Genomic DNA, 22,706 nt, shown 5'->3' on the forward strand with positions numbered 1-22,706 from the left:
GGCTTCCCTGCACATTGGAACTCTCCACCCTAGGTAACATCGAGCCCACGAGCGAAGCGCTGGTGCACGGATGCCGGTCCGGAGACAAGGAGTGCCTGAACGAACTCTACACCCGCTACGCCGACCGGGTGTACTTCAAGTGCCGATCGATGGTCAAGGACGACGCGGTGGCCCACGACCTGGCGCACGACGTGTTCATCAAGGTGTTTACGAACCTGGATAAACTCAAAAATCCCGGCGGGTTGACCAGCTGGATATTTTCGATCACCTACAACCATTGCGTCACTTACCTGCGGCAGAACAAACGCCTCCGCTTCGAGGAGATTCAGCCCGAGCGGGAGCCGGCGGATACCGGCGAGCGGGAACTCACCGAAAAAATGCTCGGCGAGATCCGCATTACGCAGTTGGCCCGGATGCTCGATCAGTTGAAGGAGGAGGAACGGATCATCCTGCTACTGAAGTACCAGGAAGGGCTCTCGGTGAAACAGATCGGCCGCCTCCTCGACCTCGGTGAAAGCGCCGTGAAGATGCGGCTGAAGCGCAGCCGCGCCCATCTGGCCGATCTGTACCGACAAATAGAGAACGCATGAACCGACCGACGAACACTGCCCGGCGGCCGGTCCGCAGTCCCTATATTCGTATGGCCCCAATGCCCTGCCCATGAGCAAGAAATCCACCATGAATCTCCTGCTGGAGGCCCGGTTTCAGCAGCTCGCCCAGGAGGAAGCCGCAGCCCGCCCGGGGCCCCCGCCCGAACTGCGGCAGGAGGTGTTCCGCACCCTGGATCTCATCGATCTCATGGGCGAGGTAGGTGATCTGTTCACCGGCAAATTCGGCGGTGCCGCCACCGAATTTCTGGATCTGCTGACCGATCCGGACGGAGAAAAGCACCCCGAAGACTAACGACGCTCCCCCTTTCCACGCCCTTACCCCATATCACTTACCCAAATCCGATGAACGAAGCAACCGATTATTCTCTCCTATTCGTGGACAGTCTCCAGGCCATGGGGCGAACCTTCATGGTGGCCCTGCCCCGGGTCTTCGCGGCCATCGTGGTCCTGTTGCTGGGTTGGCTGCTCGCCCGCCTGATCTCGCGGGGGGTGGTGCGTCTGCTCACCGTGGCCAAGTTCGACGCGCTCGCCGACCGCGTAGGTGCCAATACGATGATCGCGCGCGCCAACGTGAAGCGGACCCCCTCGGACCTGATCGGCCGCTTTATCTACTGGGTGCTGATGCTCGTGGTCATCATTACGGCTGCGGATACCATCGGCTGGTCCGCCGTGTCGACGGAAATTTCGAAGTTGCTCAGTTACCTGCCGCAGTTGCTGGCGGCCGTGATCTTCTTCATCATCGGTTTCTACATCGTCACCTTTATCCGCAATGCGATACGCGGTGCAACGGGTAGTCTCGGCATCAGTGCCGGACGCGTCATCAGCTCCGTCATTTATTACCTCTTGCTGCTGATCGTATCCCTCACCGCCCTGGAACAGGCCGGGGTCGATACGGGGATCATTACCTCCAATATGCTGGTCATCGTGGGGGCCATCATGCTGGCCGCCGCTATTTCTTACGGCTTTGCGTCGCGGGAGGTGATGGCTAACATTCTGGCGGGCTTTTTCAACCGCCGGGTCGTGAAGGTGGGCCAGGTCATTGAAGTCGCGGGCCAGCGTGGCCGGGTCGTGTCCATCACCGGGCTGTCGGTCACCCTACAACTGAACGACCAGGAGAAGTTGGTGATCCCGAGCCAGACCCTGATCAAGAACCCGGTACTGATTATTGAGGGGTAGGGGACGGCCGGTACGATTGACAAACTCAGTATAGGGGTACCCGGGGGGGCGGTCCGGGTCATGGTGGACGATTAGGGTAGTGATTCCCTCGCATAGGCACTATATTAAGTGAACACCTAGTGCCGCGATGAAAACTTCCGTAGATGCCGTTTCCGTGCTCCATGGTCTCCTCCTTGGCGCGTTGGTGTGCTGTACGACGCACGGGGTGGGGGCTCAGACTCGGGTCGAAATTTCCGCCCACGGTGACTGGACGAGGGTACTCGTTGAAGAGCTGGATGTGATGGCCGACGAAGACGGCTCCTGGACAGCTACCAATCTCTTCGTCGCTCCGGATAGTTTGTTCGGGCCCAACACCACGAAAACCAGGCCGTCGTTGTCGAACTACTGGGCCCGGTTCGTACTGGTCAATCCAACGGAAAGGGAACAGTGGATAATTTTTGAGTCTTACTACTGGGATTACGTCAGGCTGTATTTCCGGGACTCAACCGGGCACGTGTCGCGGCTTAATCTGGGCATACTCGGCCACCCCCACATCAACACCTTTCTCGCCCGCCCGAACGCCGAGTACGCAGTACTTGCCAACTTCGAATCCAGTGGTCGTTTTCGCCGGGAAGACAGGATAAATCTTGTTATAAAACCATCGCTATCCGCCCTGGCGGGGAAATCTTTTACGCATTACCTGGACGGGATCACCTTCGGGATCATGTTCGGCCTGGCGCTGTATAATCTTTTCTTGTACCTATCCCTGCGGGACAGAACGTACCTATGGTATACGGTATACATTTTCTCCTTCGCCCTCAGTTTTATGACCTTATTCGCTTCGGCACCGTCCAAATGGACGCAGTACTTTTCGCCCGGATATCCGCAACTGGCATTTTATATTAAAAAGATTGCGGACCCGGTCATTTGGATAGCCTACACGAATTTCGTGCGAAATTTTTTAGTCACCCGCATCCGACATCCGGTTTGGGACCGCGTACTCAAGGCGTGCATCGGGCTTATCGGAATACAGTTCATGCTGAACCTGACGGGCGCATTCCACTTTACCGGAGTGGCCCGCATCACTACCTGGAATTTGCCGGTCATCGTCGGGTTCATTCTGGCTATTTCCAGTTACGTCAAGGGGTATAGCCGGGCCCGGTTCTTCATTCTCGGACAGTTTTTCCTGCTGGGAGGAATAACGATTACCTCCCTCCATTACGCGGGCGCTGACGCGCTGGCCTGGCTTCCCGATACCGCTTTGGTCAACTACTTCCGAACGCCCTCCGCGACCTTTGCCTTCGGTGCCGTGGAATCGATCGTTTTCTCCCTCGCCCTGGCAGACAAGTACAACCGACTACAGCAGGATATTACACGCGTCGAGATCGAAAAAGAAAAGGAGAAGTCCGAAGCGCTCCGCCTCCAGGAGTTGGATACCTTCAAAAGCCGCTTTTATTCTAATATTACCCATGAGTTCAGGACGCCCCTCACCGTGATCGAAGGAATGGCCGCGGAATTGGAAAAGCATCCGGAAAAAGAAACCCGGAAGCGACTGAACCTCATCAGGAAGAACAGCCAGGACCTTCTGACCCTCGTCAATCAGATGCTCGATCTGTCCAAACTCCAGGCTGGTAAAATGGAATCGGACGTGCGGCAGTCCGACGTTGTCCTTTTCCTCCGATCCCTCGTAGAGATGCACGAGTCATTTGCCCGCATGCACCAGCTCAGCCTTCAATTCTATGCCGAGGTGCCCGTCTTGTCGATGGACTTTGATGCCGGAAAACTTGAACGGGTCCTGACCAACCTGCTGAGCAACGCGATCAAATTCACACCGGCCTACGGGAAGGTCACGGTTGCCATTAAACAAATTACCAGGGATGAGGGGGCCGTCCTTCGGCTCACCGTCAGAGATACCGGCATCGGTATCGCCGCGGAGGAGCTGGTCCATGTTTTCGACCGTTTTCACCGGGTCAATGCCGGATACGGACAAGTGGGCACCGGCATTGGACTGGCCCTGGTCCAGGACCTGGTACACACTATGGGCGGAAGCATCCGGGTGGAAAGTGTGGTGGACAAGGGCAGCAGTTTTACGGTCGATCTTCCGATTACGGACGTTGCACCCGTCGGTCCGGAATCCGCCCATCATACGTATACTCCGCCACCCGCTTACGGCACCGCACAACTAGCGGACGACGGGGAAGCCGGCGTTGACCCGCATGATCTACCCATCCTGCTGATTATTGAGGACAACGCCGACGTAGCCTACTACCTGCAGAGCTGCCTGGAGGAGCAGTATCAAATCCTGGTGTGCCGAAACGGAAAAAATGGGGTCGACAGGGCGCTAGAGTTATTGCCCGACATAATCATCTGTGATGTAATGATGCCGGAATTGGATGGATTCGAAGTGTGCAGCATTCTGAAAAATAACGATAGGACCAGTCACATTCCCATCATTTTGCTCACCGCAAAGGCAAATTCGGAGGATAAGGTCGCCGGACTGGCGCGGGGAGCCGATGCCTACCTGGTCAAGCCATTCAATAAGGAAGAGTTGACCATCCGCCTGGAGAAGTTACTGGAAGTTAGGCGAACGCTGCAGCGGAAATATAGCAGCACTCTGATCAGCAACCAGTCGGTCGTATCCACCGAAAATCGGGAGGATACTTACATTCAAAAGGTGGAGCGAATCGTCCTGGATCATCTGGAGGATGAAGATTTCTCGGTTTATGACCTGGCCCGGGAATTACACCTCAGCCGGTCACAGGTACACCGGAAGCTGAAGGCCCTGACCGGGATGTCGACCGCCATTTACGTACGGCATATCCGGCTGCAACAGGCCCGGATACTCCTCGGATCCACCGAACTGAGTATTGCGGAGATTGCCTTCCGGGTCGGTTTCCGGACGCCGGTTTATTTTTCGCAGGTATTCAAGGAAACCTTTGGGGAAAGTCCGAGTGCGACACGTAAGTAGCTTATAGCAAGGTAATTATGAGCTATTTCTCGTCGGCGTGCAACAATGTCGCGAATATCCGTAAGGGGCGTTCTCAACAATAGCGTAAAGTATTGCCACGGTACCGAAAGTAAGTGCTCTCCAGTCCCGATAGCTTTGAAACAGCCGCTGCATAGATAACTCTCGCCGGACGTTAGCAACCGGTGCTGGGTACTACTGCCGGCGGTTATCATTCCATTGTTTAACCTAAAGCAGCGAATCATGTGGACACCAAAAATTTTCTTCCCGCTCTTACTATTCGTACTCACGTCCTGTACCCAGGAAGAATCCTTCCGATCCGACGTCTTACTACAGGACGTCCGGAAGAGTGAAATGCGAGCAGACGCCAAACGGATGAATAGTTCCTCCGTCTCATCCACCGCAATCTACGAGAACCCGGCCGGAGAATGGATGATCATACCCGGAGCTTCTTCCCGTCTGCACCGCACAGCCAACGGCATTACGGCAAACTTCAAGACCGATCACCTGATTCCCGGTAATGCCTATACCCTCTGGTTCGTGGTCTTCGGTGACGCCCCCGGGCCCCCCTCTTCCACCTACGCGGCCGGCCACATCGTCGGACAGAGCGGCAAGGGCAACTTTTCCGGCCATCTCAGCGTCGGGGACGAATTTGACGCGCCGATCAACCTTACCGTGTTCGATAACCCGCTGACGGCCGAAGTACACCTGGCCCTGCGTACCCACGGGCCCGCCCAACCCGGAATCATTCCGGACCAAATCAACACCATGAACGGTGGTTGCACCACGGGTTTCCCCTCCGGGCCGACCCTCCACCCGGACTCCGACGAGACCGGCTATTGCGCCAATATTCAGGTAGCCATGCATCCGGGAAACTAAGATCGCATCCCTTCCCGTCCTTAAAGAATCATACGTAGCCGTGACTGCTCCCAGAGTAGTTGCGGCTTTTTGTTGCTTAGCCCGCTCCTGCGTTCCCGCCTAAAGAAACAACCGACCCAGCGAACTGAATGAACGTTCATTTTGTTATACTTACCTCTAGTCTCCTAAATCTCCCCTCACCCATTCCTCTTCCCATTCAATCTCCCAATCCTCTCCCCCCCAAAGGCCGCGCGAAGCGGGACGCCCTCGTCCGGGCTACGATCACCCTGGTCAACAACAACGGCTTCCACGCCGCGCCCATGGCCAAGATCGCCAAGCTGGCGGGGGTAGCGGCCGGGACGATCTACCGCTACTTCGACAGCAAGCAGGACCTGATCAACCAGGTCTACATCGAGGTGAAGCGATCCTTCAGCGAATCGGCCTTCCGGGACTACGTGGCCGGCGATTCCGTCGAGGAGGACTTCCGGAAGATCTGGCACAACATCGCCGATTTTAAGCTGCGCGAGGTGGAGAAGTCGGTCTTCCTGTCCCAGTGCGACAATACGCCCATGGTCGACGAAGACAGTCGCCGGGAAGGGCTGAAGCACCTGCGCCCCCTCCTTGAACTCTGGGAACGGGGGCAGGCCCGGGGCGTCATCAGGCCCGTATCGCCCTACGTGCTCTACGCCTTCACCATTTACCCCATCGCCTTCCTCCTGCACATGCAACAACGCGATCTCTACCAGCTCAGCCGGACGGAGATAGACGAAGCCTACCGCATGGCCTGGAACAGCATCAAAAATTAACCCCCATCATCATGAGTACCACTAAGATCATCAACCTCAAGAGTCGCCCGTCCGGAAAACCGACGCCGGCGAATTTCGAATTCACTACGGAGGAAGTCCCTACCGTCGATAACGGACAACTACTGCTCCGCACGACCTACGTATCGGTCGATCCCTACCTGCGGGGTCGCATGAATGACGTACCCTCCTATGTCCCGCCCTTCGAACTAGGCAAGCCGATCGTATCCGGCGTGGTCGCGGAGGTGCTGGAATCCCGGCACGACGGATTCACTAAGGGAGACTACGTGACCGGCTCCCTGGCCTGGAAAGAAACTCAGGTGGCCGGTGCCGAAGGCCTTATCAAAGTAGATCCCGACCAGGCACCCCTATCCGCCTACCTCGGCGTACTGGGCATGACCGGCCTGACCGCCTACTTCGGCCTGACCGAGATCGGCAAGCCCAAAGCCGGTGAAACCCTCGTCGTTTCCGGAGCGGCCGGCGCGGTCGGCAGCGTGGTCGGACAGATCGGCAAAATCCTCGGACTGCGGGTCGTAGGCATCGCCGGAAGCGACGAGAAGGTGGAGATGCTGAAGTCTGATTTTGGATTCGACGCGGGCATCAACTACAACACGACGGAGAACATGTCTAAGGCTATCGCCGCCGCCTGCCCCGACGGGGTTGACATTTATTTCGACAATGTCGGCGGTCCGATCTCCGACGCGGTACTGTTCAACATCAACAAATTCTCGCGCACCATCAACTGTGGGGCGATCTCGGTCTACAACAACACCGAGCTGCCGAAGAGCGTCAGCGTACAGCCCTTCCTGGTCAAAAACAGTTCCCTGATGCAGGGCTTCATCGTCTTTGATTACGCAGACAAATATCCCGCCGGCATCAAGCAACTCGCCCAGTGGCTAGGGGAAGATAAACTGACCCATACCGAGACGGTCCGCGAAGGATTCGACAACATTCCCCAGGCCTTCCTCGACCTTTTCGACGGCAAGAATACGGGCAAGATGGTGGTGAAAATCTAAAATGTAAAATTTTCAATTTCAAATTTCAAATTTTCAATTTCTATGAACAACTTTCAATTCCAGAACCCCACCAAGATCATATTCGGTAAGGGGCAAATCGCCAAGCTGAACGATGAGCTTCCTCGCGACGCTAATATCCTCCTGCTCTACGGCGGCGGCAGCATCAAGCGCAACGGCATCTACGATCAGGTCATTTCCGCCCTCGGCGACCGCAAGGTGGAAGAGTTCGGTGGCATCCCCGCTAACCCGGAATACGCGATCCTCATGGAAGCCCTGGCCGTGATCAAGGCCCGCGATATCGATTACATTCTCGCCGTCGGCGGAGGATCGGTGATCGACGGGGCTAAATTTCTCTCCGCCGCCGCGCTGTACGAAGGTGACGAGCCCTGGGATATCCTTACTCAGAACATATCCACCAAAAAGGGAATGCCCTTCGCGACCGTCCTGACCCTGCCGGCCACCGGCTCGGAGATGAATTCGGGCTCCGTCATTACCCGCGCCGAAACCAAGGAAAAACTGGTTATGGGCGGACCGGGACTGTTTCCCACCTTCTCCATCCTGGACCCCGAGGTCATCCACTCGATCCCCCAACGCCAGTTGGCCAACGGCATTACCGATGCCTTCACCCACGTGCTGGAGCAGTACATGACCTATCCCACCGGAGCCTACCTCCAGGACCGGCTTTCGGAAAGCATCCTGCAGACCCTGATCGAAGTAGCGCCCAAAGTGCTGGAAGACCCAACCGATTACACCGCCGCCTCCAACTTCATGTGGAGTTGCACGATGGCCCTCAACGGACTGATCTCCAAAGGGGTACCCACCGACTGGGCCGTGCACATGATGGGCCACGAGCTTACCGCCCTCTACGGCATCGACCACGCCCGCACCCTGGCGGTGATCGCCCCCAGCCACTATACCTACAACTTCGAAGCGAAGAAGGAGAAACTGGCGCAGTACGGCGAACGCGTCTGGAACATCACCGCGGGAACCACGGAAGAAAAGGCCCGGGCCGCCATTGCGCGGACGGAAGAATTCTTCCACGAACTCGGCATCGACACCAAACTTTCGCAGTACACCGACGATTACGAGGGCACGGGCGAGGAAGTCGCCAAGCGATTCAACGAGCGAGGCTGGAAGGGACTCGGGGAGCACCAGACGCTCCAACCTGCCGACGCGGAGCAGATCGTGAAAATGGCTTACTGAGCCGAGCCTTCCGTGCATACCATTTTGGCGGGAACGCAGGAGCCATCCATGCATAACCCGCCGTAAACTATCAATCCATTCAACATGAACGTACTATTCGTACTCACCTCCCACGATAAGCTGGGAAACACCGGTAAGCAGACCGGATTCTGGATCGAGGAGTTCGCCGCTCCTTACTACACCCTGCTCGATAAGGGGGTCAATATCACCGTAGCCACCCCGAAGGGAGGTAAGGCACCCATCGACCCCAGCAGCGATACCGAAGACGCCCAGACCGAAGACACCAAGCGGTTCAAGCAGGACGAAGCCGCTCAGCGGGTGATCAACAACACCAAAAAGCTGAGCGAGGTCTCCGCCGCGGACTTCGATGCGGTCTTCTACCCCGGCGGCCACGGTCCGCTCTGGGACCTTGCCGGGGATGAGACCTCCATCAAACTGATCGAAACCTTCAATGAGCAGGAGAAGCCCGTGGCTTTCGTCTGCCACGCCCCGGCCGCGCTCAAGGGCGTCAAGGGTACCGACGGCCAGCCACTCGTGAAGGGCCGTCAGGTTACCGGTTTCACCAACAGCGAGGAGGAGGCCGTGCAGTTGACCGAGGTCGTGCCCTTCCTGGTGGAGGATATGCTTAAGGAAAACGGCGGCATCTACTCCAAGGCCGCCGACTGGAACGTACACGTCCTGCAGGACGGTAACCTCATCACCGGTCAGAACCCGGCCAGTTCGCACGAGGTGGCGGAGAAACTGTACGCGGCGCTGCGGTAGGCATCGTCGGCAGTCTTTTACGAAACCCGCATCTCCGAAAGGGGATGCGGGTTTTTTCGTAGCGCGGGGGAGGTACGATGGCTATTGTAGGGAAAGCCCCCGGCCTGTATCTTTAGAGGAGAGGGAACTTCGGTAGTGGTCGACCCGGAATCAACCGGTGGCCTTACCGCGCTAGAACCGTCCGAACTCTCATTCGATCCCACACGCCGACGGCACCCGAACCCGAATACGCTACGGCGGCCCCGATCCTGCCCTCCGTATCGATGATCGGTCATGGGTTCACCGAGGGAACACCGTTGCGCGCCCTTCAACCCTTCATCATGCCGACCGACTCTCCTACACCCGAGCTCCTGTTCCACTCCGAGCGGACACAGATTCTCCGGGTACCCGCGCAGGCGGAACGGGCAGCCTCGGTACTGAAGGTGCTGAATCTACCCAATCCCACCGCCGAGCAGGTACACGAGTTCTACAACGAATGGCGGGTGTTGCGTACGGTGGACCGTCCCGGTATCCGGCCGGTGCTGGAAAAACTGACCTACGGGGGAAAGCCGGCCATGCGTTTGGCCTACATCGAAGGCAGGACGCTGCGGGAAGTGGCGCAAGAACCTATGCCCCTTGCGACCCTGCTGGACTACGCGATCCAGTTAAGCGAAATTCTGGAGGAGCTTCACCGGTCGGACATCATTCATAAAAACGTATGTCCGGACAACGTAATGGTCGAAACGGCTTCCGGAGCAGTCTGGCTCATTGACTACGGGATCGCCACCCGCCTGAACGTGAAGGCCACCTATCTCGGCAGCCCCGAACACATCGCCGGTAACCTGGCCTACATCTCTCCCGAACAGACCGGACGTATGAACCGGACGCTCGATCACCGCAGCGACTTTTACTCCCTCGGCGTATGTCTGTACGAACTATGGACGGGCCGCTTGCCCTTTCTCTCCTCCGACGCGCTCGAACTCGTACACTGCCATCTGGCCGTGGTACCCACGCAGGCGCGGGAGTGGATTGCCCGCCGCAAACCGATCGACGCCGCCGAAGAGGCTTTCTCCCGGATCCTCCAAAAGTTGTTGCGCAAAAACGCGGAAGATCGCTACCAATCCGCGCGGGGCATTCGGGCGGACCTCGACTGGTGCCGATCGAATATCGATCGTCCCGCGGGGGCCGCGGCTTTTTGTCCGGGGCGGGGTGATTTCAGCGAACGGTTCGAAATTCCGCAGCAGCTGTACGGACGGGAAGCGGAAATTAAGTTCCTGATCGATACCTACCGCAAAACCGGCGGGGGCGTTACTCAATTGCTCCTCGTGAGCGGACACTCGGGGGTGGGAAAGTCCGCCCTGGTGTACGAAATCCACAAACCGCTGACGGAAAGTAAGGGCTACTTTATCGAGGGGAAGTTCGACCAGTACCAGCGCAATTTTCCCTACTATGCCTGGATTCAGGCCTTCGATAATCTGGTCCAACTGCTGCTGACGGAGTCCCCGGTCCGGCTGGAGCGGTGGAAGCGTACCTTTCTGAGGGCACTGGCCGGGCGGGGCAGGGTACTGACCGAACTGATTCCGTCGCTGGAAAAGATCATCGGGCCGCAACGGGAATTACCGGAGTTGCCCCCGCGGGAAAACCAACAGCGCTTCCATACGGTACTCACTCAGTTCGTTCGCACCGTCGCCCGGCCCCGGCATCCGCTGTTCGTATTCATCGATGATTGGCAGTGGGCGGATGCCCCCTCCCTGGAAGTTCTGGAATTGCTTACCCGGTCATCGGATAGTGCGCTCATTATCACCGGCGCCTTTCGGGATAATGAAGTACCGACAAACCACCCGTTTCGGCGGTGCATCCGTCGGATCCGAGAGTCGGACTGTCGCGTGTCGGAGATCACCCTGGAAAGCCTCAGTACCGCCGATATCAATCGGTTGATCGCCGATACGGTAGGCTGTACCGTAGAAGAGGCCAGACCGCTCAGCCACCTACTGGCCGGCAAGACCAACGGCAATGCGTTTTTTCTGCGGCAGATGCTACAATCCCTCTACGAGCGTGGGGGCATCGAACCGGTAGATGATCCCCGGACGGGTAAGCGCTGGAAGTGGGATATGGCGAAAATAACGGCCCTCAGAATTACGGACAACGTCGTGGAACTCATGGTCGAGAAGATCAGCCAACAGCCCGCAGATACCCAGCGCGTACTGGATCTGGCTAGCTGCATCGGAACCCTTTTTCCCCTGCAAATCCTTTCGGTGGTGTACCAACGCGACGAGAGCGAAACGTTCGATCACCTCCAACCCGCCCTGCGGGAAGGGTTCATTCTACCCACCGCCGACCAGTTCGCCTTCGCCCACGATCGCATCCGGCAGGCGGTTTACTCGCGGGTGCCGGAAGAAAAGCGCGAGGGCGTACACTACGAGATCGGACAACTGCTCCTGGCCGGACTGCAAAACAAGCAGATCGCGGCCGATCGCTTGATTGATGTCGTCAACCACTATAACACCGGCCGGCGCCTGATCGAGCGGCCCGAGGAGCGCACGCAACTGGCGAAATTGAACTTGCGGGTCGGTATACAGGCGAAAAAATCCATCGCCAACGATTCCGCCTTTCATTATCTGCAAACCGGACTGGAGCTGCTGGGGGAGGACCCCTGGGATAAGGATTACGAGCTGACGTACGCCCTCTATCGTCACTTCGGCGAAGTACTGGCTATCACCCTGCACTTCAACCGGGCGGAGGCTGTCTTCAAAGAGGCCTTCGGAAGGGCCCGCCACCTGGCGGAAAAAGCGGAAATGGCCGAGTTTCTCCTGTGGATCAGCCTGCTGGAATTCACCGACCTCAGCGGTATCCGCACGGCCAGCGAAGTGCTGGCGCTGTGCGGGTTTGACCTGCCCGAAGACGAGGCCGTACTCGGCCGGCGATTAGCCGGACTCGAACAACGGCTGGTCGAACAAATCATCCGGGACGGTCCGGAAGTCTTTCTTCAGCTGGCGGAAATGACCGACGAGAAAAGTCGCCTGGGTATGCGCATCCTCCCGAAGCTCCTGTTCGCGCTCAACCACCAGATCGGCCGGTTCACGCAGTACTATTTTACGGTCTGCAGCTCCGTGCTGTTCTGCCTCGCGCACGGGAAGAACCCTAATCTGCTGCCCATTCTGGCGCACTTCGGGAGCATCCTGGCCGCCAAGCACCGACGACCGGCGCTGGCGTACCAGATCGCCAGGGTAGCGGACACTCTGGCGCTTGACTACCCTAATTTCCACGCCCGGGTGCAGTACATCAACCGGTCGGGATTGTGGTGCAGGATATACGGCGATCGGCTGGACCACCTTATTCCCTTCTTCGAGGAGGGGCAGCGGATCGGATTGGAAAACGGCAATACGATCGGTGTCTCCATCTGTCAGTACGACATCATTATACACCGTTCCCGCCAGGGCTCTCCCATCCAGTCCGTCATCGCGGAATGTCAGGAATTCGAGCAGTTTGCGCGGAAAATGCAGTTCAGTCCCCTACTGGTGTACACGGTTCAGGAAAGGTATAAACTGAGTTACCTGCGGACCGGACAGCAGCAGTACCGCCTGCGCGACACCTTTTCGGAAGATGCTAGCCTGACGTTTTACGAGCAGCACATCAATAACGGCTGGCTCGGACACTGCAAACTGGCCCAGCACTTCTGGTGCCGGGAGTACCGGGAGGTGATACGAACGTACGCAGTCTACCGGGAAAATATTAAAGCCTGCGAGTCCAATATTCTGTGGGCCGATCACTATTTTTTTCTCGGCGTAAGCCTACTCGTTTCCCCACCGCCCGCGGAACCGGAGGTAGAAGAGCAGGACGGAAATCTGCTGACGGAATGCCGGGAACGCCTGGGCGGAATGGCCGCCGCCTGCCCCGCTAACTTCGCTCACAAGCACCACCTGCTGGAGGCGCTGTTCGCCAGCCGGAAGAAACCCACGCTGCGGGCCATCGGTCGCTACGAGCAGGCGATCACGACGGCCGAAGAATCCGAATTTCCGGCGATCGCGGCCCTGGCCCACGAATTTTTCGGCCGGTTCTGGCACCGACGTTCGTCCACGGAATATGCCCGGATCCACTTCAGTCACGCCCGTCGTTCCTACCGACGGTGGCAGGCCGACTACGTCGCGGACCGCCTGACCGAGGAATTCCCCGCCTATCTGCGCGAGGACACCCCCGCGGGAACACCCGCCACCACGGGCCGCAGCCCGCAACTGCTCGATTTGGCGAGTCTGCTGAAGGCTTCCCAAATCCTCTCCGGGGAGATCGTGCTCAGCAACCTCATCGCCAAGTTGTTGCCCCTTGTCATTGAAAACGCGGGAGCGGAACGGGGATATCTACTGTCCATCGCACGCCAACAATTCACGCTACTCGCCCGGGCTCAGGTCAATGACACCGTGGAAATCTACGATGCGGATAGTGGGTCAAACACTCACCGGTTACCCTTCGAAATCCTTCACTACGTACTGAACAGCCGCGCGTATCTGGTGCTGCAGGACGCCACGCGGTCAGATCGGTTTTCGCACGATATATACGTTCAGCAAGTCCGCCCGAAGTCGGTGTTATGCTATCCGATATTCCGCAAGACCGAACTGAGTCACCTGATCTACCTGGAAAATAATCTGTCGACGGGTGTATTCACCGAGCAGCGTCTGAAAATCCTACAGTCGCTCTCCGCCCAGATCGCCATATCCATCGATAATGCCCTGCTGTACAAGAATCTCGACGGCGCGCTACAGAAGCAACTCAAAATTACGGAAGCTTACAGCCGCTTCGTTCCCCATACCTTTTTGCGTACCCTCGGTAAGGAAAGTATCCTGGATGTCCGCTTAGGCGACCAGTCGCACCAGCGGATCACCGTACTGTTCTCGGACATCCGCGACTATACCCGGCTATCCGAAACCCTGAGTCCGGCGGAGAACTTCAACTTCCTCAACGCTTTCCTGAAACGGGTGGCTCCGGCGATCAACGAACACGATGGGTTCATCTGTCAGTACTTTGGCGATGGCATTATGGCTTTGTTTCTCGAACGGCCCGAAAATGCCCTGCGCGCCGCCCTGCACATGCAGGAAAGACTGCGCACCTACAATGAGGAGCGTTCGCGTAAGGGTCGCCAACCCATTCGTATCGGAGTTGGCATGCACACCGGGACCACCATGCTGGGAATTCTGGGGGATGCTCACCACCAGCAGGCGACCGTCGTATCCGATACGGTGAACACGGCTTCGCGGCTGGAGGGGTTGACCAAGTTTTACTACGCCGAGATCATCATCAGTCAGGCGGTTATGGACAGCCTGGAGTCCCACGAAGACTACCACCATCGCTTCCTGGGAAAAGTGCAGGTCAAGGGTAAGCAAACGGCCCTCCCCGTGTACGAAGTCTTTAACGGGGATATACCCCAGCAAAGGGCGCTCAAGCTGGCGGCCGATCCCGATTTTCAGCGGGGCCTGGTCTACTACTTCGACCGTGAGTTCATCGAGGCCCTGTTTCACTTCAAACGTGCCCTGGAGCACTATCCCGAAGACTCCGTCATCAAACGCTACTTCAACAACGCCGCGCGACTGATCACCGAAGACGTGCCGGCGGACTGGACGGGCGCGGACGTGATGATGACGAAGTAGGACTTACGGGAGGTTCCTGCCGCTCCAGGGGGGCGGGCGCGCGGGAGCAATGCGGAAAACGAAAGCCGTGCCTTCACCGGAACGGAAGCCACTACGGGACTTCTGCCGCCATTACGGACGCAGGTGTTTTGCCAGTGCCCTGGACCAGTCCCCGATATCGAATTTCTCCAGGATACGCCGGTCTTCCCCGATGAGGTAGGCGATGCGGGAGCAGTACTCCCCACGGTAATGCTGGAAAAGATCCTTGTTGTAGGGCTCCGCGAAGTCGACGGTCCACTGCCCGGTCGGTTCGCCGAGCCCGCTGTCCAGACGGAGCGCGTGGATGCGGGGGCCGTAGGTGTTACGGATGTCCGTGAAGGCGGCACCGGATAGGGTATCGCCGCCGCATCCGCAGGAATTCGCGACAATAGTCGGTTTATCCCGAAGCCGGGCGCTGCTGACCGTATCGCCGCTTACGCTCAGGAAGGTGAAGGCGGGCGCCAGCATACCCACCTGCGTACCTTCCGTATGGGCGAACTTGCCGTCCCGTACGAGAGTGAGGTACTCGCCGTAGTGCGTTATGCTGTCGAAGCGGTACATATCGTCTCCGAGTTTCAGGTACTCCCCGGTGGTTACGATGTCATGGCGGGAGAGCGAGTCCCGGCCTGTGCCGTCAATGGCTAATATTGCCAGTTCGGCCGTGGGTGAGTAGGTGAATGTTCTCGACATAAAGGGATCGACGACGCCCAGTTGGTAACTGATCCCGTCGTGGGTTACCGTGGCCCGGAGGTGCTCGTCCCGGGCGTACAGGATCGCCTCGGGACCGAGTAGTTTGCTCGTGGCAATCTGTATCCAGGACGAATCGCGGATCGTCTCCGTCCCCTGACCCCGGCGGAAGTAGCACAGCAGGGACTGGCTACCGTCGGGCATCACCGGCGCGAAAGACCGTACGGGGTCGTCGGTAAAGTCCTGGTTATTGTTTTGATCGACAACGAATACTTTCTCACCGTCCCGGCTTCCGGTAATGATGTCGATATAGTCCGGATCCTCGTCGCGAAAGTCCGGACTGGTGCGGGCACCCTCAATACCGGAGAGGTCGGATGGGTAGGTGACGGGGTAGGGGAACAGACCGTCCGTACTCCCGAAGTCCAGGAACCCGGCCCCGAAGCCGAACAGGTCCGTACCCCTTACCTTCTGGGTACGCAGGACGAGGGTGTCGCCAGTTTGCTCGGGGATGTCCACGGCCGGATCGGGGTCGTCGATTGCGCAATGTTGCAGGAATAAGGTAGCCGTAAGGGCGATGAATGTCAGTCTCATGTAGGTGCGTTGGTGAATAGCGGCGGAAGCAGGTCCGTGCTCTTAACTGACTAAATTACGCAGGCGGCCCGCAATTACCGCGGTATACCCGATAAATACTTCCCGCATATTGCCGCCTATACTACCTGCCAAATTATCAACCCGAGCCCAGGGGGGCACTTCCGATACTGCCGGATTGGTCGTTTTACCCAAAGAAGATTGCTGCTTATTGCTTACATGGTACCCGCGTCCCCGCCCGACTTCTCCCGGCGCGGCGCTAGAACAGGTAACGTACCGTGTTCCAGGGGATCACTTCGTTGTGGACCGCCAACCACTCCTCGCAGAGCTGGGCCTTAAAGTCGCGTTTGTAGCGTACCGCGCTGGAGCCGTAGCCCGATCGCTTGTGTTCCTGGATGTCGGGTCGCCAGAGGAGGGCTTCGCTTTCGGTCATGCCGGCCGCGAGATTGCGCTGGTGCTGCCAGGGGTTGTGGGTGACCATGATGGCCTCGGCCTGCACCATGGCCCGGTGGGCGGGGTCGGTGATGGCGGCAGCGAGTTGCTCGAATAGGTTACGGTAGTCGTCGAGCCAGCCCTCGCAGAAGATGATGGGACTGAAGTTGACGTGCACGTCGTAGCCCGCCGCGATGAAGCGGGGGATGGCGGCGATGCGGTCGGCGATCTTGCTGGTCTTGGGTTCCACCAGGTCGCTCATATTCTGGGGCATCAGGCTGAAGCGGATGCGCACCTTGCCCCGGGGATCGAAATCGAGCATTTTGGGGTTGACGTACTTCGTGGCGAAGGTGGCCTTGGCCGTCGGGTGGTCGCGGAAGAAGGTGAATACCTGCTGCCAGTCGTAATGCTTCCAGTGCAGTCCGATGTCGGTACTGCAGCCGATGTCGTAGGTATAGTACGTCGGGTCGGTCTGGTTGGGTGATTTAGGCCAGGCGAGTTTGCCGGCGTGGGCATCTACGCGACCGAGGATCTGCTCGGTATTTTCGTTGATGAATACCTTGTCGTGATTATAGCGCATCACGTAGCAGTAGCTGTCGCGGCAGCCCCCGAGACAACCGTAAATAAAGTTGGGCGTGACGTAGTCGGCGGAGCGTCCGTTGTCCTTGACCGTCAGGGTTTTAGTGCGTTGGCGTTTCAGTTGCGGCATGGCAAAAATTGGGGTGATAAATGCGCCGGTCGTTGGGTAGTGGACAAGCTTATGTAAACGCTTGTGGGGATGGCTTGGTTGCGTATTTGGGGGTGTTTTGGGCGGTGGGAAAGTGGGCGGCGGGGCGCTTTCGACTACAAGCACTTCATGTGTTCACGGCATTTAAGTTTTGCCTGGCAATGCTATAGACTGGTTTGCGTGGAGTCCGGTACCGATCAAGACAACCGATTGATGTCAGCCGAAAGGATTTATGTCAAGATTATTACTTGAGGCGATTATCGTCGAGGGCGGTAAATCAATGAAGCATCACAGTACTTTGTATTTCGGAATGAATGTAAAAGTCTTGAATGTCTACCTTAGCCACTGCAATGAAGTAATGGGCGCGAATGTGATTGCCAGAAAGCGATGAAATTCCTTGGGGTAAAACTATGAGCCATAATGTATAATGCATTTCACTGGAATCTTTATAAGGAAAGTAAGTCCGGCAGTTCGGCGATCAGGAGGTACGCTTCCTTAGATCCGGCGGAGATCCTGGAGTGCTCTTACAGTCGGGAAAGTATTCAGGCTTATAGGGACGCAATCGCACGGTCACTGGCTCAGGTTCCGGATGAAGGAAACGAGTTCATCTTTCTTCTTCGAAAGGGTTTTCCGGTTACCTACGAGGGGGATTCCTATACCGTAAGCATTAATGACTTTGACTATTCATTTGACTTTAGGCTCGTTACTACGCTACTATATTGTCAATATCCGGATCGGTATATACCCTATATATTCATCAATAAAATAGACCTTCTCTACCGGATATTGGATTACCTGAACCTGGATTCACCCCCGCTGCCGAAAAGGAGAGACTGGGAGGAACGATGGAGCTATTATGGGAAGATTTGTGGCGTGTTGCATGATTACAGACGTGAGATCGGCCTGAAGAGTGAGGAGTTCATGGCATTTATCCTTGATTTCGTACCCCGGTCAGCGGATAATACGCACGTTAACTCATCTTTGCCGGACCCTGCGAATGTTTGGATCGTAGGCGGTAACAAAAATGGTGGTGATTTTAAATTTTTGGACCAGGCGCAATCCGGAACGGTGTCGTTCTGGCAGGGGAATAAACGGGCCAGAAAGGGAGATATCGTAGTGATGTACTGTTTGTCCCCCCGGAGTTACATTCACTCCATCTGGCGGACGATCACCGATGGATACATCGATCCATTTTTTCACTGGTATAGTCAGGTCCACATCACGTTTATCAGTAGAGTACCCCGAATCACGGTGGCCGATCTGCGGACGGACGCTCATTTCGCCACACACCCACTCGTGCGAAAAAATCTTCAGGGGTTGAATGGCTATCGGTTGTCGGGTCATGACTACCGTGCCCTGCTCCGAATGCTTCGCGCGAAGGATGAAAATTTCCGTACCGACGCATTACCACAACCATGGAGTCCAACATTCGAACTAAATAGAGATTTAACGTCGGAGAGGGAAGTCGAGGTCAAGATTGTCGAGCCGTTCATCCGTAGTATGGGCTTCGGTCCGGTCGACTGGGGACGGCAATACACCCTAAAAATGGGAAGGGGGGCGAGCAAATATCCCGACTACGTATTCTATGACCATTCGTCCAACGAAGCAGATAGGATGAGGTTTTTAATTGAGACCAAATTGGAGATTCGACACTTTAAGGACTATGCCGAGGCTTTCGATCAGGCCCGGAGTTATGGATTAAGATTGAACTGTAAACTCATAGCTATCGCGGATAAAAATTGCATTTGTCTGCACCAGCGCCGGAACGGCTCGTTCTTTAAGGACGACTCCGAAAAATTTTACTGGAATCAGCTAGGGAACCCCGATACTTTCCAGCAGATTAAGCGGAGGCTGGAGGTAGCCCGGTAAGTCTATCTCTTCCCGCTGGAACTTCACCTCCTCCATTACCCGGTTCCCTTCCCGCCACGTTCCGCCCTACACGGTTTACTTTAGGGTCCATGAACATCCTCATCGCCCCCGACAAGTTCAAAGGCTCGCTTTCCGCCCACGCCGTCTGCGCGGCCATCGGGGAGGGGATCAGCGCTAAGTGGCCGGAAGCCGAACTTCGCTTTCATCCGCTGGCCGACGGCGGCGACGGCACCCTGGAGGTCCTCGGCGACCACCTGGACCTCCACGGGGTGAGGGTGGCCACCACCGATCCGCTGGGCCGCCCCCTCGACGGTCACTACCTGCTCGGCAAGGAAGCCGCCTTCATCGAAATGGCAACGGCCAGCGGACTCGTCCTCCTCGACCCCACCGAGCGCGATCCCCTCCGGACGTCCACGGTAGGCACCGGTACGCTGCTCGCCCACGCGCTGCACCAGCCGGTCGAACGCGTGTACCTGATGATCGGCGGCAGTGCCACCCACGACGTCGGAACGGGATGCGCCCACGCCCTGGGCTTCCGGTTCCTGGATGCGCGGGGTGGGGAGCTGCCGCCCATCGGCGCGAATCTCGGAGCTATCCGCAAGATCGTTCCTCCGGCCGACCGGCTCTGGCGGGATAAATCCATCGTCCTGCTGTGCGACGTGGAGAACCCCCTGTGCGGATACAATGGTGCGGCCCACGTGTACGCCGCCCAGAAGGGTGCAGACCCCACCGCGGTGGAAACCCTCGAAGCCGGAACGCTTTCCTTCGGTCGGTTACTGGAAGCTTACGCGGCCACTTCCGTACTCGACCTGCCCGGCGGCGGGGCCGCCGGGGGCATTGCCGCCGGACTGGTCGCGCTGCTCGGCGCTACCCTGCAGGCCGGTTTCGCGACCGTAGCCGATCTCAGCAGACTGGATGATCAAGTCCGGTGGGCCGATCACGTCATCAGCGGGGAAGGTCAACTAGACGGGCAATCGCTGCAGGGAAAGGTGGTCGGTGGCCTACTGGAGCACTGCGCCGTCCACAATAAGCCCTGCAGCCTGCTGGTAGGGAACAATGCCCTGTCCGCCGATCGGTTGCGGCATCCGCAGCTGCGGTCCGTCGGCGCTATTCGTCCGCTGGCCACCGACCTCGACGACGCCATGCGCAACGCGGCCGGCTACCTACGGCGGTTGGCGACCGGACTGGATTTAGATTGAGTACCGGAAATCCCGGTAGTGGTTACGGCTTCCCCCCCTTTTGGGGGCCGGGGGGCAAAAGCCGGCGTACCGATAACGGCTTCCTCCCCCTTTGCGCGGCAGCTGGGGAAGGGGGGGCAGTTGCTTAGCTATGGGCAAAAGCCGCCCCCTCACAGCTCGAAGCCGGCGAAGTGGGCGCCCGATACCCGCCAGTCGGTCCCGTCGAATACCAGCTCGACCACGCCGGGGCCGACAAAGTTGTCGGTACCGCCGTCCCGGTACTCCACCGCGTACTCGACGACGAACAACTGCACGGCGTCCGTTTCGGTACGCTCCGGTAGGCGGGAGTCCTCCAGGAATTCAAAGCCGATGGGCGTGATCTTGCGGAAGCGCGCTCGCCAGGCCTGCAAGTGTGGCATTACTTCCATGGGGCCAACCACCCGTCCGTTGAGGCGCATCCGGTCGTTGAGGACCTCGATCGGGAAGGCCTCCTCCAGATTGAGTAGGTGGAAGACGAAGTACTCGGTCACCGACTTTACCGGATCCACGTGTTGCCGGAGTACCTCCCGGAGGGGCAGCAAGAGTTGCTGGCCGGCGCGGGGCGGCACCACTTCGTGCGCCAGCAACATGTCGTGCAGGAAGGTGTAGTAGGGGCGTGGCTCCAATTGGGAGGCGTCGTCCGTGAGGATGCCGACTTTCTTCAGCAACCCAAGCAGTCGCCGCGCTTCCCGCCGGGCGAGGGCGTCGTCGGTGATCTCCTCCGGTGGGACCAGCGCCACGTCGCCCAGTAAATCGCCGACGGCCACCAGCTTGCCGGCCGCGCGCTGTTGCTCGAAATCGCGGATCTGTTGCTGAAACTGCTGGAGCAGCTCCGGCGGCATGTCGTCGCTCAGGTGGGTATGACTGCCCATTTCGGCGTCGAAGAGGGCCGCGGTCAACTGATTCGTGTACGCCTGTTCCTCGGTGGGGGGCTCCGGACGGGCGTCGCGGTCGAGGTAAAAGAGCTCGTAGAAGAGTTCCGTGGGGCGCAACTCCTCTACATCCGCGTTGATCCCCGGGGGGGCGTCCGGAAGTAGCGCGTAGAGGGCAAGGAAGTTGTTGACCAGCCGCCTTTCCAGGACCGAGGGCAGAAGGGGGCCGTAGGTGAGGTCGAGCATCGGAAAGGCGCGCAGCATTCGGTCGCTGTACTCCCCCACGGAGCGGGGCTTACGGCCAAGGATGAGCAGTAGGTAGGCAAAGTAGGGGAAGAGGTACTGCAGTTCACCGCTCTCGGGGTAGCCGTCGGCGTAGGCGAGGTTGAACCGTTGCAGGTGAGCGCGGAAGAGCCGGCCAAAGAGCTCCGCGCCGGAAAGTTGCGTGGCCCGGTGCCCCTTCTTCGTCAGGCTTAACCTGCCGTGGCGCTTTTTGGTCCACCCGAGGATGGTCAGCAGGTACTTGACGACCTGGGCGGGCAGGTAGTCGTCTTCCCCCCGCAGCTTCACGATGCCCTCTTCGATGTAGTCGTCGGGCAGGGCCCCCGTGGCGTAGAGCTCGCGGACCAGCTTCACGGGCAGGTTCCCCTTGGCGGTCAGGCGGGCCTCTCCCGCACCGAGGGCAGTCAGGAGGTGGCGGGTGAGCCGGACCAGGGGGACGCGGTCGGCGTCTGCACCGGGGGGATCTTCCCGCAACTTCACCACGCTGCCGGGGCCGAGAAAATCACGCAGCAGGGGGTGGACCTGGCTGGGACTGAGGCCTTCAAAGTCATCGGAGGGCACCGCGTTGGCGGCGTACAGGGGGTTGCGGGTCGGGTCGGCGGGCATGGGCGGGCGGTGGGTGGACCAAGGTAATTTCGGAATTTTTCCCGGTTCGGCCCCGGGGGCCTAGTTGCCGACGCGCAGGTCGGTCACTTCCGCGCGGCCGTCGACGGTGACGGCCGCGGTGCGGGTGCCGCCCGTCGGGGGGACGAGGCGGAGGACGTATTCGCCCGCCGGCAGGTTGTTGAGGGTGAAGCGTCCGTCGTCGCCGGTCAGGGTGGCCAGGTCGGGAATGCTGGCCGGGGCGTCGCGGATGGAAACGGACACTTCGGGTACCGGACGGCCGCCGGCATCCACCACGCGGCCTTCGAAGGAGTGTTGCATCGTCGGGTCATTAACGACCGGTGGCCGGGGAGTGGCGGACTGCGTACAGCCCGACCACCCACCGACCGCCAGCCAGAGGATCAGAAGAAATTTCATACG

At 58.3% G+C, this 22,706-nt stretch carries 16 protein-coding genes; 12 read left to right on the forward strand and 4 right to left on the reverse strand.

The genetic code is table 11. The features are described from left to right. The first annotated feature begins 14 nt into the window (after window positions 1-14). The 10 genes from NMA52_RS02760 to NMA52_RS02805 all read left to right on the forward strand — a co-directional run bounded on the left by NMA52_RS02760 (window position 15) and on the right by NMA52_RS02805 (window position 14,991). A complete protein-coding gene (locus NMA52_RS02760; RefSeq protein WP_254826108.1) occupies window positions 15-590 on the forward strand; it encodes an RNA polymerase sigma factor in 576 nt (191 codons plus the stop codon). 70 nt (window positions 591-660) lie between these two features. After that, window positions 661-903, forward strand: coding sequence for a hypothetical protein (locus NMA52_RS02765; protein ID WP_254826109.1), 243 nt, complete (start codon window positions 661-663; stop codon window positions 901-903). Window positions 904-953: 50 nt separating this feature from the next. Beyond that, window positions 954-1,787: a mechanosensitive ion channel domain-containing protein gene (locus tag NMA52_RS02770; protein WP_254826110.1), complete on the forward strand. Its 834-nt coding sequence runs from the start codon at window positions 954-956 to the stop codon at window positions 1,785-1,787. A 127-nt stretch (window positions 1,788-1,914) separates the two neighbouring features. Next, window positions 1,915-4,734, forward strand: a complete 2,820-nt coding sequence (locus tag NMA52_RS02775) for a 7TM diverse intracellular signaling domain-containing protein (RefSeq protein WP_254826111.1) — start codon at window positions 1,915-1,917, stop codon at window positions 4,732-4,734. Between the two features lie 240 nt (window positions 4,735-4,974). After that, entirely contained in the window at window positions 4,975-5,610 is a 636-nt protein-coding gene (locus NMA52_RS02780; protein WP_254826112.1) for a hypothetical protein, read from the forward strand. Window positions 5,611-5,738: 128 nt separating this feature from the next. Beyond that, a complete protein-coding gene (locus NMA52_RS02785) occupies window positions 5,739-6,395 on the forward strand; it encodes a TetR/AcrR family transcriptional regulator (RefSeq protein WP_254826113.1) in 657 nt (218 codons plus the stop codon). An 11-nt stretch (window positions 6,396-6,406) separates the two neighbouring features. Next, window positions 6,407-7,408, forward strand: a complete 1,002-nt coding sequence (locus NMA52_RS02790; RefSeq protein ID WP_254826114.1) for an NADP-dependent oxidoreductase — start codon at window positions 6,407-6,409, stop codon at window positions 7,406-7,408. Between the two features lie 42 nt (window positions 7,409-7,450). Beyond that, window positions 7,451-8,611, forward strand: coding sequence for an iron-containing alcohol dehydrogenase (locus NMA52_RS02795; RefSeq protein WP_254826115.1), 1,161 nt, complete (start codon window positions 7,451-7,453; stop codon window positions 8,609-8,611). A gap of 84 nt (window positions 8,612-8,695) precedes the next feature. Then, window positions 8,696-9,373 carry a type 1 glutamine amidotransferase domain-containing protein gene (locus NMA52_RS02800; RefSeq protein WP_254826116.1) on the forward strand — a complete coding sequence of 226 codons (678 nt, stop codon included), beginning with the start codon at window positions 8,696-8,698 and terminating at the stop codon, window positions 9,371-9,373. 320 nt (window positions 9,374-9,693) lie between these two features. Further along, on the forward strand, window positions 9,694-14,991 hold the full coding sequence (locus NMA52_RS02805) for an AAA family ATPase (RefSeq protein WP_254826117.1): 5,298 nt from the start codon (window positions 9,694-9,696) through the stop codon (window positions 14,989-14,991). A 111-nt stretch (window positions 14,992-15,102) separates the two neighbouring features. Here the strand turns inward: NMA52_RS02805 and NMA52_RS02810 are convergent, their stop codons facing one another. Next, window positions 15,103-16,287 carry a hypothetical protein gene (locus NMA52_RS02810; protein WP_254826118.1) on the reverse strand — a complete coding sequence of 395 codons (1,185 nt, stop codon included), beginning with the start codon at window positions 16,285-16,287 and terminating at the stop codon, window positions 15,103-15,105. A gap of 256 nt (window positions 16,288-16,543) precedes the next feature. Beyond that, the gene (locus NMA52_RS02815) at window positions 16,544-17,425 is read right to left on the reverse strand and encodes a spore photoproduct lyase family protein (protein ID WP_254826119.1); all 882 of its coding nucleotides are present in this window, start codon (window positions 17,423-17,425) and stop codon (window positions 16,544-16,546) included. 438 nt (window positions 17,426-17,863) lie between these two features. On the opposite strand from NMA52_RS02815, the gene NMA52_RS02820 reads away from it, so the two are divergent. Continuing rightward, entirely contained in the window at window positions 17,864-19,312 is a 1,449-nt protein-coding gene (locus tag NMA52_RS02820; RefSeq protein WP_254826120.1) for a hypothetical protein, read from the forward strand. 89 nt (window positions 19,313-19,401) lie between these two features. Continuing rightward, complete coding sequence (locus tag NMA52_RS02825) at window positions 19,402-20,511, forward strand: glycerate kinase (RefSeq protein WP_254826121.1); 1,110 nt, start codon at window positions 19,402-19,404, stop codon at window positions 20,509-20,511. 149 nt (window positions 20,512-20,660) lie between these two features. Here NMA52_RS02825 and NMA52_RS02830 read toward each other — a convergent pair whose 3' ends face one another. Together NMA52_RS02830 and NMA52_RS02835 are read right to left on the reverse strand one after the other, a co-directional pair. After that, window positions 20,661-22,289 carry a hypothetical protein gene (locus tag NMA52_RS02830; protein WP_254826122.1) on the reverse strand — a complete coding sequence of 543 codons (1,629 nt, stop codon included), beginning with the start codon at window positions 22,287-22,289 and terminating at the stop codon, window positions 20,661-20,663. A 60-nt stretch (window positions 22,290-22,349) separates the two neighbouring features. Next, entirely contained in the window at window positions 22,350-22,703 is a 354-nt protein-coding gene (locus NMA52_RS02835) for a carboxypeptidase-like regulatory domain-containing protein (RefSeq protein WP_254826123.1), read from the reverse strand. Window positions 22,704-22,706 lie beyond the last annotated feature (3 nt).

It is taken from the genome of Lewinella sp. JB7, from assembly GCF_024297185.1.
GTDB lineage: Bacteria > Bacteroidota > Bacteroidia > Chitinophagales > Saprospiraceae > Neolewinella.

Coding starts and splice junctions, on each gene's coding strand:
- NMA52_RS02780 (WP_254826112.1), top strand. CDS start 4,975: ATGTGGACACCAAAAATTTTCTTCCCGCTCTTACTATTCGTACTCACG.
- NMA52_RS02815 (WP_254826119.1), bottom strand. CDS start 17,425: ATGCCGCAACTGAAACGCCAACGCACTAAAACCCTGACGGTCAAGGAC.
- NMA52_RS02835 (WP_254826123.1), bottom strand. CDS start 22,703: ATGAAATTTCTTCTGATCCTCTGGCTGGCGGTCGGTGGGTGGTCGGGC.
- NMA52_RS02775 (WP_254826111.1), top strand. CDS start 1,915: ATGAAAACTTCCGTAGATGCCGTTTCCGTGCTCCATGGTCTCCTCCTT.
- NMA52_RS02820 (WP_254826120.1), top strand. CDS start 17,864: ATGTATAATGCATTTCACTGGAATCTTTATAAGGAAAGTAAGTCCGGC.
- NMA52_RS02790 (WP_254826114.1), top strand. CDS start 6,407: ATGAGTACCACTAAGATCATCAACCTCAAGAGTCGCCCGTCCGGAAAA.
- NMA52_RS02765 (WP_254826109.1), top strand. CDS start 661: ATGAGCAAGAAATCCACCATGAATCTCCTGCTGGAGGCCCGGTTTCAG.
- NMA52_RS02810 (WP_254826118.1), bottom strand. CDS start 16,287: ATGAGACTGACATTCATCGCCCTTACGGCTACCTTATTCCTGCAACAT.
- NMA52_RS02785 (WP_254826113.1), top strand. CDS start 5,739: ATGAACGTTCATTTTGTTATACTTACCTCTAGTCTCCTAAATCTCCCC.
- NMA52_RS02800 (WP_254826116.1), top strand. CDS start 8,696: ATGAACGTACTATTCGTACTCACCTCCCACGATAAGCTGGGAAACACC.
- NMA52_RS02830 (WP_254826122.1), bottom strand. CDS start 22,289: ATGCCCGCCGACCCGACCCGCAACCCCCTGTACGCCGCCAACGCGGTG.
- NMA52_RS02825 (WP_254826121.1), top strand. CDS start 19,402: ATGAACATCCTCATCGCCCCCGACAAGTTCAAAGGCTCGCTTTCCGCC.
- NMA52_RS02805 (WP_254826117.1), top strand. CDS start 9,694: ATGCCGACCGACTCTCCTACACCCGAGCTCCTGTTCCACTCCGAGCGG.
- NMA52_RS02795 (WP_254826115.1), top strand. CDS start 7,451: ATGAACAACTTTCAATTCCAGAACCCCACCAAGATCATATTCGGTAAG.
- NMA52_RS02770 (WP_254826110.1), top strand. CDS start 954: ATGAACGAAGCAACCGATTATTCTCTCCTATTCGTGGACAGTCTCCAG.